Origin of the sequence: Nonomuraea sp. B5E05, assembly GCF_039880665.1 — a bacterium.
In the GTDB taxonomy this organism is placed as follows: Bacteria; Actinomycetota; Actinomycetes; order Streptosporangiales; family Streptosporangiaceae; genus Nonomuraea.
This window is the reverse complement of sequence record NZ_JBDPMJ010000011.1, coordinates 105,846-118,649: the sequence shown is the minus strand read 5'-3', so window position 1 is coordinate 118,649 and position 12,804 is coordinate 105,846. Positions and strand designations below refer to the sequence as shown.

Annotated in this window: 11 protein-coding genes; 6 read left to right on the top strand and 5 right to left on the bottom strand. The window is 70.7% G+C overall.

The features are described 5' to 3' along the window. Positions 1 to 2: 2 nt before the first annotated feature. Entirely contained in the window at positions 3 to 1,160 is a 1,158-nt protein-coding gene (locus ABGB01_RS21775; protein WP_347775545.1) for a hypothetical protein, read from the bottom strand. Between the two features lie 115 nt (positions 1,161 to 1,275). Here ABGB01_RS21775 and ABGB01_RS21770 point away from each other — a divergent pair, with 115 nt between their 5' ends. Then, a complete protein-coding gene (locus tag ABGB01_RS21770; protein WP_347775374.1) occupies positions 1,276 to 3,264 on the top strand; it encodes a thioredoxin domain-containing protein in 1,989 nt (662 codons plus the stop codon). Positions 3,265 to 3,305: 41 nt separating this feature from the next. On the opposite strand, the gene ABGB01_RS21765 is transcribed toward ABGB01_RS21770, so the two are convergent. Continuing rightward, positions 3,306 to 5,366, bottom strand: coding sequence for a transglycosylase domain-containing protein (locus tag ABGB01_RS21765; RefSeq protein WP_347775373.1), 2,061 nt, complete (start codon positions 5,364 to 5,366; stop codon positions 3,306 to 3,308). A gap of 216 nt (positions 5,367 to 5,582) precedes the next feature. Continuing rightward, positions 5,583 to 6,062, bottom strand: coding sequence for an Lrp/AsnC family transcriptional regulator (locus ABGB01_RS21760; protein ID WP_347624086.1), 480 nt, complete (start codon positions 6,060 to 6,062; stop codon positions 5,583 to 5,585). A gap of 130 nt (positions 6,063 to 6,192) precedes the next feature. On the opposite strand from ABGB01_RS21760, the gene hppD reads away from it, so the two are divergent. From hppD to ABGB01_RS21735, 5 genes are all read left to right on the top strand, one after another. After that, on the top strand, positions 6,193 to 7,275 hold the full coding sequence (hppD, locus tag ABGB01_RS21755; protein WP_347775372.1) for a 4-hydroxyphenylpyruvate dioxygenase: 1,083 nt from the start codon (positions 6,193 to 6,195) through the stop codon (positions 7,273 to 7,275). 34 nt (positions 7,276 to 7,309) lie between these two features. Continuing rightward, positions 7,310 to 7,753 (top strand): RDD family protein, encoded by a 444-nt coding sequence (locus ABGB01_RS21750; RefSeq protein WP_347775371.1) that lies wholly within the window; start codon positions 7,310 to 7,312, stop codon positions 7,751 to 7,753. A gap of 46 nt (positions 7,754 to 7,799) precedes the next feature. Beyond that, entirely contained in the window at positions 7,800 to 9,191 is a 1,392-nt protein-coding gene (locus ABGB01_RS21745; protein WP_347775370.1) for a M1 family metallopeptidase, read from the top strand. A gap of 79 nt (positions 9,192 to 9,270) precedes the next feature. Next, on the top strand, positions 9,271 to 9,816 hold the full coding sequence (locus tag ABGB01_RS21740; RefSeq protein ID WP_347646266.1) for a sigma-70 family RNA polymerase sigma factor: 546 nt from the start codon (positions 9,271 to 9,273) through the stop codon (positions 9,814 to 9,816). Beyond that, positions 9,813 to 10,535 carry a hypothetical protein gene (locus ABGB01_RS21735; protein ID WP_347775369.1) on the top strand — a complete coding sequence of 241 codons (723 nt, stop codon included), beginning with the start codon at positions 9,813 to 9,815 and terminating at the stop codon, positions 10,533 to 10,535. Before ABGB01_RS21740 ends, ABGB01_RS21735 begins: the two co-directional genes overlap by 4 nt. A gap of 63 nt (positions 10,536 to 10,598) precedes the next feature. On the opposite strand, the gene ABGB01_RS21730 is transcribed toward ABGB01_RS21735, so the two are convergent. Then, positions 10,599 to 11,609: an ROK family protein gene (locus ABGB01_RS21730; RefSeq protein WP_347775368.1), complete on the bottom strand. Its 1,011-nt coding sequence runs from the start codon at positions 11,607 to 11,609 to the stop codon at positions 10,599 to 10,601. A 19-nt stretch (positions 11,610 to 11,628) separates the two neighbouring features. After that, the gene (locus tag ABGB01_RS21725; protein WP_347624190.1) at positions 11,629 to 12,804 is read right to left on the bottom strand and encodes an FIST N-terminal domain-containing protein; all 1,176 of its coding nucleotides are present in this window, start codon (positions 12,802 to 12,804) and stop codon (positions 11,629 to 11,631) included.

The following is a 12,804-nucleotide window of genomic DNA, read 5'->3' as shown; positions in this document are numbered from 1 at the left end:
CCTCACTCGGCGGGCGACCAGGCGCGTTCGAGCGCCTTCGGCAACCCCCACCAGCCCAGCGGGGTGAGCACGTCGTCCTCGTCGACGATGCCGAGATAGCCCCACAGGCTCACCACCGGCGCGAACAACCCCTCGGTGGCGCCGAGATCGTCGCCGTCCTGCTCGTCGACGTCGATGTCCTCCGACTCCGCGATGAGCCGCGCGATCCGCTCGGGCGAGGCCAGCACCCCCGGCCCGAGCCTGGCCAGCGCCGCCACCCCGGCCAGCCAGTCGGCGCACTGGATGGCGTGGAGATGGGCCAGCGTCGCGTCCTCCATGCCGATCTCCCCGTCGAGATCGACGAACTCCTCCAGCAGGTCGCCGTTCTCCAGCAGGTCGGAGACGGGGCTCACGACGCCCGCCGCCACGGTCAGCCACAGGTCCTGGTCGTCGTCGGGCATCGGCTGCTCCTCGAATCCGGCGCAGGCCCGCAACACGTTGGCGGGATAGCCGGGCAGGGCGAGCAGCGCGCGCAGGCGTACGGCGGCCGCCTCCAGCTCGTCGGCGGGCAGGTCGGGCTGCCTGGGCAGGCCCGCGATGATGCGCCGCAGCTCGGACAGCGCGAAAGCCTCCTCCTCGTCCCAGGCGGAGAACACCTCTTCGTCCTGCTCGTCGCTGACCGCGAAGCCGGGCACCCTGCCGTCGGGCAGCGGCGTGCTCAGCCAGTGTTCCTGCAGCTCCTCATAGGCCCTGCGGGCCTCCGGGGCGCCCTCGGCCAGCGCGTCGGGATCGATCTCCCCCGACACGACCCGCTCCTCCAGGAAGGCCACCAGGCGGGCGAACATCTCGGCCGCGACGGGCCCGCGCTCGTTCTCCTCCGGCCAGACGAAGTAGCTGGGCGTCATGAGGATCGGCTCGGTGCCGGTGGACTCGATCCAGCGCTGAACGTCGCCCACGGTGGCCACGCCTGACTCGATCGACCGGAGCGTGGCCTTGGCGGACTCCCAGAACGGGCGGGAGAGCGGGTTGCCCGCCGACATCATCGCGCGCCGCAGGTCGGGCAGCGCCACCAGCGCCACCCCCGATGGCACGGCCAGCAGCGCCCGTGCCACGTCCCTGCGCGTGAGCGCGGTCACCGGGCGGCCCGCCTGCCGGCAGACGAAATCCATGTCCACGTCCATGTCCACCATCCGTAACCTACGCCGTCATCACCGCGCCAGTCAGCCCGGACGGCCGAGGGACCTGGTCACGATCTTCGTTCATGACGGCGTCTAGGGTGGAGAGTTGGAGGTCGTGATGAACCGCTTGAAAGACGCGACGAGCCCCTATCTGCTCCAGCACGCGGACAACCCCGTCGACTGGCATCCGTGGGGCGAGGAGGCGTTCGCGGAGGCCAGGCGCCGCGACGTGCCGCTGCTCATCAGTGTGGGCTATTCGGCGTGCCACTGGTGTCACGTCATGGCCCACGAGAGCTTCGAGGACGCCGAGACCGCACGGCTCATGAACGAGCACTTCGTCAACATCAAGGTCGACCGCGAGGAGCGGCCCGACGTCGACGCCGTCTACATGGGCGCCACGCAGGCCATGACGCACCAGGGCGGCTGGCCGATGACGGTGTTCGCGACGCCGGACGGGCACCCGTTCTACTGCGGCACCTATTTCCCGCGGCCGCACTTCCAGCGCCTGCTCACCGAGGTGCACCGCGTGTGGACGGGCGACAAGGAGAGCCTGCTGCGGCAGGGCGCGAAGGTGGTGGAGGCGCTCAACACGCACACCACGCTGCCCAGCGGCCCCCTGCCGGACGCCGACACGCTCGACCGCGCGATCGCCAACCTGCGCGAGACCTTCGACGCCGTGAACGGCGGGTTCGGCGGGGCGCCCAAGTTCCCGCCGTCCATGGTGCTGGAGTTCCTGCTGCGCTCCGGGGAGCGCGAGATGAGCGGGCAGACCCTGGAGGCCATGGCCCGCGGCGGCATGTACGACCAGCTCGGCGGCGGGTTCGCCCGCTACAGCGTGGACGCGGAGTGGGTCGTGCCGCACTTCGAGAAGATGCTCTACGACAACGCCCTGCTCCTGCGCGTCTACACCCACTGGTGGAAGGCGGGCGGCGGCGAGCCGGCCAGGCGGGTCGCGCTGGAGACGGCCGGCTGGCTGCTGCGCGAGATGCGCACGCCCGAGGGCGGTTTCGCCTCGGCGCTCGACGCCGACAGCGAGGGCGTGGAGGGCAGGTTCTACGTCTGGACGCCCGAGGAGTTGCGCGCCGTGCTCGGCGACGACGACGGCGGGTGGGCCGCCGGGCTGTTCGACGTGACCGGCACGTTCGAGCACGGCACGTCCGTGCTGCAGCTGCCGGACGACCCCGGCGACCGCGCCCGCTACGCGAGCGTCCGCGAGCGGCTGCTGGCCGCCAGGGAGCGGCGCGGGCGCCCGGGGCGCGACGACAAGGTCGTGGCCTCCTGGAACGGCCTGGCCATCGCCGCGCTGGCGGAGACCGGCCTGGTGTTCGAGCGGCCCGAGCTCGTCGCCGCCGCCACCGATGCGGCCGGTCTGCTCGCCGGCACCCACGTGGTGGACGGCAGGCTGCTGCGCACCTCGCGCGACGGCCGCGCCGGCACGAACGACGGGGTGCTCGACGACTACGCCAACCTGGCGGAAGGGCTGATCACGTTGTACGGCGTCACTGGCGAGGCGAGGTGGCTCCGGCTGGCCGGCACGCTGCTCGACACCGTGCTCGACGGCTTCGCCGACGGCGCGGGAGGCTTCTACGACACGGCCGACGACGCGGAGCGGCTGTTCCAGCGCCCCCAGGACCCGACCGACAACGCCACCCCCTCAGGCCAGTACGCCGCCGCGGGCGCGCTGCTCTCCTACGGGGCGCTGACCGGCTCCACCAGGCACCGGGAGGCCGCCCACGCCGCGCTGGGCACCGTGTCCGTGCTGGCGGACCAGCACGCCCGGTTCGCCGGCTGGGGGCTCGCGGTGGCGCGCGCGGCGCTCGACGGGCCCGTCGAGGTGGCCGTCGTCGGGCCGCCCGACGACCCGCGCACGGCCGCGCTGCACCGCGCGGCGCTGCTCGCCGACGTGCCGGGCGTGGTGGTCGCGCTCGGCGACGGCGACGGCGACCGCGGCTCCGGCGATCCGCTCGTGCCCCGGCAGGCGTACCCCGCGCTGCTGGAGGGACGGCAGCCGGTCGGCGAGGCACCCGCGGCCTACGTGTGCCGGGGCTTCACCTGCCGGATGCCCGTCACCACGGTCGAGGACCTCCGGGCCCAGCTCGCCGGCTGACCCCGTCGCACCGGCCGGACACTGGCTGGCCGGCTGGACGGCTAGTTGGCGGGTGAGCGGCCGGCGCGGTCGTCGGAGCGGGCGCCCCTGTTGGCGGGCGCGTCGGCGGGGGCGTCGTCCTGCCGTCCCAGCGGCTGCTCGGGCAGCAGCGCGGGCGGGTCGTCGGACGGCTCGTCCGGCCGGCTCTCCTGCCGGTCGGCGTCGGGCTCCTCCGTGGCCGACGGGTCGTCGGTGAGCGGCGGCGCGGTGATCTCCGGCTCGGACGTGTCCCCGTCGTCGGGGCTCACGGGAGGCGTGTCCTCCTGCTCGGGCACGTCACCGTCGTCGGTGGGCGCGGAGTAGCCGTAGCCGAGGTCGGACGGCTCGGGGAACTCCTCGACCGGCTTGCCCTCCATCGCCTCGGTCATGAACGCCCGCCAGATCTGCGCCGGCAACTGGCCGCCGAACTGCGTGCCGTAGCCGGGGATGGTGACGGTGGCGTTGTCGTCGCGGAACATGGTGACCGCCACCGCGAGCTGCGGGGTGAAGCCGTTGAACCAGACCGACTTCGACTTGTCCGTGGTGCCCGTCTTGCCGGCCACCGGACGGTCGTAGAGCCTGGCCGCGGCGCCGGTGCCGTACTTCACGACCTGCTGCATCGCGTACGTGGTGTCGGCGGCGGCCTGCTCGCCGACCACCCGGGTCGAGGCCGGCTTGACGACCTCCTCGCGGCTCTCGGCGTCGGTGACGGACCTGACCACGTGGGCCTCCATGTGCACGCCCTCGTTGGCGAACGTGGAGAACCCGGAGGCGTTCTGGACGGCGCTGACCGAGGCCACGCCGAGCGGGAACGACGCGGCGGTCTTGTGCCGGTCGAGCTGGGAGGCGGGGATGCCGGCCGCCTCGGCGACCTCGGCGACCTTGTCCAGGCCCACCTTCTGACCGAGGTCGACGAACGCGGTGTTGACGGAGTTCTGGGTGGCGCTGATCAGGTTGATCTGGCCGTACGAGCGCCCGCTGTCGTTGGGGATCGGTTTGGACGCCGAGGCGACCTGCAGCGGCGAGTTGCCGTCGACCCGGGTGGACAGGTCGAACCCGTTGTCCAGGGCGGCCGCCAGGGTGTACGGCTTGAACGTCGAGCCGGCCATGACCTTGGCCGAGAACGCGCTGTCGTAGTAGGCCGACTGGGCGGGCCGGCCGCCGTAGAAGGCGACGACCTCGCCCGTCGCGGGGTCGACGGCCGCCAGCCCGGTGCGCACCTTCTCCGGCGTGGCGTCGGGCAGCGCGTTCGTGACCGCCCGCTTGGCCGCCTGCATGAGCTTCTTGTCGAACGTGCTGACGATCTTGAGCCCGCCGGAGTTGATGTCCTCGTCGCTGTAGCCGCGCCGGTTGAGCTCGGCGGTGACCTGCTCCAGCATGTACTGGGCCTGGCCCTTGAGCTCGAACGGCTTCTTCGGCGCGGTGAGGTCGGGGAAGCGCTGGGCGGCGACCTGCTGGGGTGTGAGCGCGCCGGTCTGCCCCATCGCGTCGATCACCGACTTCCAGCGGGCCCTGGCGGCGGCGAGGTCGGGGCCCTTGGGCGCGGCGAAGCGGCTGGGCTGCTGGATGACGGAGGCGAGGTAGGCGCCCTCGGCCACGCTCAGCTCGCCGACGTCCTTGCCGAAGTAGGCCTGGGCGGCCGACTGGACGCCGTTCGCGCCCCGGCCGAAGTAGATCGTGTTGAGATATTGCTCCAGCACCCAGTCCTTCGGCTTGGACTGGTCGACCTTCATCGCGATGAGGATCTCTTTGAACTTGCGGGTGACGGAACGTTCCTGGCTGAGCCCGCTGTAATAGTTGCGCACGAGCTGCTGGGTGATCGTCGAGCCGCCCTGGAGCTGCTGCCCGGTCATGGTCGACCAGACGGCCCTGGCGGTGCCCTTGACCGAGACGCCGGCGTCTTCGTAGAACGAGCGGTTCTCGGCGGCGATGACCGCGGCGCGCACGTGCCGGGGCACCTGGGCCAGCTCGACCTTCTTGCGGTCGACGCCCTGCCGGGCGAGCACGGTCTTGCCGTCGCGGTAATAGATCACTGAGCCCTGTGCGGTGGCCTGTTTCTGGGTGCTGTCGGGAATTGGCGTCATCGCCCACGCGATGGCAAAAAGTCCGGCAAGTACGAGGATTGCGGCACCGAAAGAAATGGCCAGAAGTCGGAGAATCCGCCGTTTTCGCATCCTGTTTCCACCACCGCTCCGCACTCTCGACCCCCTTAGTCACGTGCCGCCCGACCCCCTGCACGCAGGGCGAATGCCAAGGTTAAACGGTCGATGACGGTGCCTCGTCCCCAAGCGATAGTACGGCTAGCGCGCCCCGTGCCGCGGAACATCGGCGACCAATGGCAACACTCGGTAGGGAACCGGAGTGTCAAGGGCGATGATCGAATTAGTCCTGAGCACGCCGTGGACATCGACGATCTGATCGATGACGCGCTGCAGATCGGCGTTGGTCCGCGCCACCACGCGGCAGAGCAGGTCGCTGTCACCGGTGATCGTGTGCACCTCCAGAACTTCGGGGATGCGGGCGAGCCGGTCGGCCACGGGGTCGTGCCCCGCGACCTGCCTGATCTCCATGCTGACGAACGCCGTCACGTCATATCCGAGCGCCGCCGGAGAGACGTCGGGTCCGAACCCGGTGACCACGCCCCGGGCGACCAGCCGGTCCAGCCGGGCCTGGACCGTGCCACGCGCCACGCCGAGCCGTCGCGAACATTCGAGCACGCCCAGCCGGGGCTCGGCCGTCAGGAGGGCGATCAGTCGGGCATCCAGATCATCGATCGTCATGCTGTACAGATTTACCGGACATCGCCCATGGATGCTAGGCAGATTGTCCACCGTGTGAGGTAACTCTTGCGCAACTCGTCTAGAAATATCGAGAGTTGGAGCTATGAATGATGTCTTTCCGGTTAACGGCATGGACGCCGTCGTGTTCGCCGTCGGCAACGCCAAGCAGGCGGCCCACTACTACTCGACCGCGTTCGGCATGAAGCTGGTGGCCTACCGGGGGCCGGAGAACGGCAGCCCCGACGTGGCCGCGTACGTGCTGACCTCGGGGAGCGCCACGTTCGAGTTCCGGGCCTCGATCAGGCCGGGCACCGACATGGCGCGGCACGTCGCCGAGCACGGCGACGGGGTGATCGACCTGGCCATCCAGGTGCCCGACGTGGAGGCGGCCTACGCCCACGCGGTCGCCCACGGGGCCAAAGGGCTGGCGGAGCCGTACACGTTGGAGGACGAGCACGGCAAGGTGCTGCTCGCGGCCGTCGCCACCTACGGCGAGACGCGGCACACGCTGGTCGACAGGTCCAACTACGGCGGCCCCTACCTGCCCGGCTACGCCCCTGCCGAGCCTCTGGTCGCGCCGCCCGCGACCAAGGGCGGGCGGCTGTTCCAGGCCGTGGACCACTGCGTCGGCAATGTCGAGCTGGGCAAGATGGACGAGTGGGTGGAGTTCTACCGCAAGGTCATGGGCTTCACGAACATGGCGGAGTTCATCGGCGATGACATCGCCACCGAATACTCGGCGCTCATGTCCAAGGTCGTGGCCGACGGCACGCGGAAGGTCAAGTTCCCGCTGAACGAGCCGGCCGTCAGCCGCAAGAAGTCGCAGATCGATGAATATCTGGAGTTCTACCGCGGCCCGGGCGTGCAGCACATCGCGCTGGCCACCAACGACATCCTCACGACGGTCGACCACATGCGGGCCGGCGGCGTGCAGTTCCTCGACACGCCCGCCTCCTACTACGACGACCCCGAGCTGCGGGCGCGCATCGGCGAGGTGCGGGCGCCGATCGAGGAGCTGAAGAAGCGCGGGATCCTCGTGGACCGCGACGAGGACGGCTATCTGCTGCAGATCTTCACCAAGCCCGTGCAGGACCGGCCCACGGTCTTCTTCGAGCTCATCGAGCGGCACGGCTCGCTCGGATTCGGCAAGGGCAACTTCAAGGCGCTCTTCGAGGCCATCGAGCGCGAACAGGAACGCAGGGGCAACCTTTAGTTTGTCCCGACCCGGTGGTGGCCATCAGGACTTCATGGGATCGCCACCACCGGGGCTGGCGGGACGGTGGCGGCGGCTGTTCGCCGGCCTTCTCGACTGGCTCATCGTCAACGTCGCCACCGCCCCCTTCACCTGGACGAGCTGGGAATACGCCTGGGACGGCGCCAGGGGTGGCTGGGAGCGTTATCCGGTGGAGCACACCTTCGCGGCCGGACTCGTGGCTTTCCTCTACTTCTGGCTCCTGCATGCCTTCTGGAATGGTCAGACGCTGGGCAAGAAGGTCTTCGGAATCCGCGTCGTGCAGGAGAACGGGGCCAAGATAGGCGTGGGACAGGCCGCGATCAGGCAGGCCGTGATGAGCGCACTCGCCTGGACCTGCTGTGTCGGCCTCCTCCTCGACCTTGCCTGGATCCTCTTCGACCCCCGGAAGCAGGCCATCCACGACAAGGTCGCGAGGACGGTCGTCGTCCTCGCCTGACTCACCGTAGGATTCTCGTCACGATGCGAAGGGGGCTCGTTCGCCCATGCGACAACACAGGCGCGCGATCGCGCTGCTGGCGACGTTCGCCAGCCTCCTGGCCTGCTCGCCCGCGGACGCGCCGGCGGCGGCCGGGCACCGGCCGGGCGCGTCCGGCATCGGCGACACCGACTTCCCCGACGACGGCAACGGCGGCTACGACGTCAGCCACTACGACCTCGCCATCGACTACACCCCCGCGACCAGGCGGCTGGACGGCGTGGCGACCATCAAGGCCGGCGCCACCCAGGGCCTGTCGAGCTTCAACCTCGACCTGCTCGGGCTCGACGTGCGCCAGGTCACGGTCAACGGCTCCCCCGCCACGTTCACCCACCAGGGCGGCGAGCTGACCGTGCGGCCGGGCAAGCCGATCGACGACCGCGCCGCGTTCACCGTGAGGGTCCGCTACTCCGGCCGGCCCCAGCCGGCCACGAGCACCACCAACCTCGGCACGTTCGGGTTCATCCCGACCGCCGACGGCGCGTTCGTGGCCTCCGAGCCCAACGGCTCCAAGACGTGGTTCCCCAGCAACGACCACCCCTCCGACAAGGCCACGTTCGCGTTCACGATCACCGTGCCCGCCGGGGTCACCGCGCTGGCCAACGGCGAGCTGACCGGCGAGCCCGCGACGTCCGGCGGCAGGACCACCTTCCGGTGGAGCGAGCGCCATCCGATGGCGACCTACCTGGCGACGGCCACGATGGGCAAGTTCAAGCTGCGCAAGGGCAGCACGCCCGCGGGCGTGCCCAACCTCGCCGCCGCCGACCCCCGGTTCGCCTCCTCGCTCGACAAGCTCTACAAGGCCTCCGGCGAGATCACCGACTACTGGTCCACGGTCTTCGGCCCCTACCCGTTCGCCTCGACCGGCGGCGTGGTCGACGACTACGCCGCCGGCTACGCGCTGGAGAACCAGACCAAGCCGCTCTACGGCGGCTTCGACCCCGAAGAGGGCATCATCGCCCACGAGCTGGCGCACCAGTGGTTCGGCAACAGCCTGACCATCCGCCGCTGGAAGGACCTCTGGCTCAACGAGGGGTTCGCCACCTACGCCGAGTGGCTGTGGTCCGAGCACAAGGGCAAGAAGACCGCCGACGAGATCTTCGATGACCATCACAGCCGCCCCGCCGGCGACCCGATGTGGAAATACCCGCCGGGGCGGGCCAAGCCCGACGACCTGTTCAACCAGTCCGTCTACACCCGCGGCGGAATGACGCTGCACGCCCTGCGCCGGGCCGTCGGCGACGACACGTTCTTCAAGCTGCTCAAGGCGTGGGCGGCCGACAACCGCTACGGTCACGTCACCACGGAGAAGTTCATCGAGCTGGCCGAGCGGATGTCGGGCAAGGACCTCAAGCCCCTCTTCGCCGCCTGGCTCTACCAACCCCGCCGCCCCGCCTGACCCCGGGCCGCGGGGAAACGCTTCTCGTCGCTCCGTCCAAGTACGGATGTAAGGGCGAACGACGAAGGGAGCGAGGCCAGTGCGCCTCAACGAAGACCCTGCGGCCTTTGAGGCCTTCTATCGCCGCCACGTCGATGCCGTCATGAAGTTCGTGGTCCGGCGGGTGAGCGATCCTCATCTCGCCGCCGACCTGACGGCGGACATCTTCCTGGCGGCCCTCGACTCGGCGCACGCTTACGTGCCCGGCAGGGGCAGCGAGATCGCATGGCTGTACGGCGTCGCGCGCAACGTCGTGTCGGCACGACATCGCCAGGCGGCCAGAGAGGCTCGGGCGGCCGGCCGTGTCGCGGGCCGCCGGCTGATGGACGACGACGATCTCGTTCGGATGGAGGAGCGGATCGACGCCGAGCGCCGGATGCGCAGCGCTCTGGAGGCCATGCGGGGTCTGCCGGAGGGCGAACGCGCGGTGCTGGAGCTCGTCGTGATCGATCAGCTCACCGTCACCGAGGCCGCGAAGGCACTGGGCATCAAGCAGGTGACCGCACGAGTCAGACTGCATCGGGCCAGACGTGCCCTGGAAAACGTCGCTTCGCCATCGACCGTGTACCTGGAAGGACACGCATGAGCACCTTCGAAGAGCGCCTTCTCAGTGCACTCAAGGAAGAGATCACGACAAGGACGGCGGAGGACGAGATGACGACTGTGACACCGGTTCGGCGCAGCTCCCGGCGGCGCTTCTTCGGGCTGTCCGCCGCGGTGGCGGGGGCCGCGGCGGCCACCACGGCTGTCGTGATGCTGACCGGGATGACCGGCAGCCCGGCCTACGCGGTGACCAGGGCCGCCGACGGCGGAGTGCGGGTGCAGATCAACGAGCTGACCGATCCGGAGGGGCTGCAGTCCGAGCTGGCCGGCGCCGGAGTGAAGGCCGTGGTCGACTACCTGCCGTTCGGGCAGACCTGCGAGGGGTCCCGTGGCCAGACGGGATCCGTGAAGGGGCAGCTCGCGGTGAGCATCGGCAAGGCGGGCGACGGCATCGCGTTCACGATAGAGAAGGGGCAGGTGCCCGCGGGCGAGACACTCGTCCTGGCCGTCACCAGGGCCAGGGAGGGCGACGACAAGCCGCCGGTCGCGACCCATCTGCAGGTGGTCAGGGGCTCCGTCGCCCCCTGCCAGGCGACCTCGATGTCCATCCCGTCCCCCGGCGCGGACGGTACGAGTGAGCGGGGCACGAACGAGGACGACGGGCCGAGCCTCTCGACCAGGACGGAGGGCCGGCACGCGGGGCCCGACCTCGACCCCAGGCCAGGTAACGCACCTCACGCGGCTGGCGATCCCGCACGCTGAACCTGTTCGCCGGCCCGTTCCCCGGCCCGGCGGTCCTCCCGAGCAGGAGGGTCGCCGGGCCTTTCACGTGCTCCAGTAGTTGTCCGTCGCGAGGATCAACGCGGCGGCTCCCACCAGCCCGGCCTCCTGGCCGAGAGCGGCGGGCACGACCTTGACCCGGCGGGCGAACTCCACCCTGGCGTGCTCGCGCAGCGCCTCCTCCAAGGGGCCGAACAGCGGCTCGCCGGCCTGGGACAACCCGCCGCCGATGGTGACGAGGTCCAGGTCGCACAGGTGGGTCGCGGAGGCGATGGCGAGGCCGATCGCGCGCCCGGCCCGGCTCATGGCCCGCAGCGCTACCGGGTCCCCGGCCAGCGCGTCGGCCGCCAGCGCCCTCCCGGTAACGGCCCGATCCTCCCGATAAGCCGCCCCGGCGTCCCACACCACCCCGCCACCGCGCCTGGGCGCGTCCCCACCCGGGCGCGGCACGTCGTCCGCCGGGGCGGCTCCGGGGGTCCAGCCCTGGGCCAGGGCCCAGTCGGTGAGGGCGGGGCCGCGGGCGACGGCCTCCAGGCAACCGTGGCCGCCGCAACCGCAGCGCGGCCCGCCCACCGGCTCGACCACCACGTGCCCGATGTGCCCGGCGTTGCCCGTCCTGCCGTTCACCAGCCTGCCGTTCAGGATGAGCCCGCCCCCCACCCCGGTCGAGACGACCATGCCCAGCATGTCGGCGACGCCCCGCCCGGCCCCTTTCCAGTGTTCCGCCACGGCCAGGCAGATCGCGTCGTTGTGGAGGCGTACCGGTAAGTCGGGGAAACGCGCGGCCAGCCGGGCGCGCAGGGGGAAGCCGCGCCAGGCGGGGATGTTCAGCGGCGAGACCTCGCCCTCGGGCCAGCGCATCGGCCCGCCACACCCCACCCCCACTCCTTCGACCCGCCGCGACAGCGGCTCGATGAGGTCCACGAGGGTCTTCCACAGGGTGCCGGCGTCCGTGTCCTGCGGGGTGGCGGCGCGCCGGGCCTCGACCACCGTGCCGTCGTGGGCGACCAGGCCCGCGGCCATCTTGGTGCCGCCCACGTCGATCGCGAGGATCACGGACGGCCCGCCGTACGGCTCATGGCCCGCCCGCCGTGTTGGAGAACACCAGGACGGAGGCGGTGAAGCCGTGCACGTGGTTGTGGCCCGCGACGGGGCCGACCTCGCCGGCGGCGAAGAAGCCCGCCACGCCGATGGGTCCCAGCGTGTCGCGCAGGGCGACCGGGTCGTGGTCGGCGGTGCCGAACATGGCCGAGCCCCGGCCGTTGCAGGAGAACAGCAGCGCCCCGTCCACCTTGCCGATCTCCTCGCGGTGGGCGTCGAGCAGGTCATAGAGGTCCTCGTCGGCGGTGGCCGCGTCGCGCACCTGGAAGCGCACGGTCCTGCCGATCTCCACGATGTCGCCGATGGCCACGGCCTCGCGTTCTGGATCGATGCCGATGACCCCTCTGATGAGGAAGTCTCCGCGTTCGTGGCGTTCGGCGTATTCGTCCATCGCCACGCCGATCTGCAACCCGGAGGCGACCAGTTCGCGGTCGTCCTCGTCCAGCTCGCTGACGATGTCCTCGAGCCGGGCCAGCGCGGGCTGCCCGGCCAGTTCGAGCAGCAGGTTCTCTTCCGCCGCCGTGACCACCATGCTGGGGCCGATCGGGCGGCAACCCTGGCTCACCACGGTGCTGATCTTCACCTGCCCGCTGATCAGCACGCCGATCGCGCCCTCGGAGTAGATCTCTCCGTCGGCGAACAACCGTACGGAGCCCCGGCCCTGCAGCCCGTTGGCGAGCCCGCCGATCAGGGGCAGGTCCCCCAGCACGTCGGCCGAGCGCTCGACGAAGGCGTCGGTCGGGAACGTGTACGGATCGGCCAGCAAGATCGCCACATGGTCGTCCCCGTTGCGCTCCGGCAGCCCGACCACCACGAACCTGTCCTCGGCGGCCAGCGTCTCCAACGCGAACGTGGTCAGTCTCGCCCCGTCCAGGGTCGCGGCCCAGGCGCTCACGGAGGGCGTCAGCTCAACTCCCTGCCCGTCGCCGATCACTCCCGTGGCGCTGCATCCGATCACATGTGCTTCGGGCGCGAGCTTCATCGCGGCCTCGCCGGCGCGTGCGACGTCGTCAGGATCGTCGCCGCAGATGAAGAAGCAGACCAGGTCGGCTTGGCCGCTGAGCCTCGACAGTGCCCGGCCGACGGCACTCTCCGCGGCCTCCACCAGGTCGGAACCCACGGCGAGACCGTCGGCGAAGCGGCTTGTCAT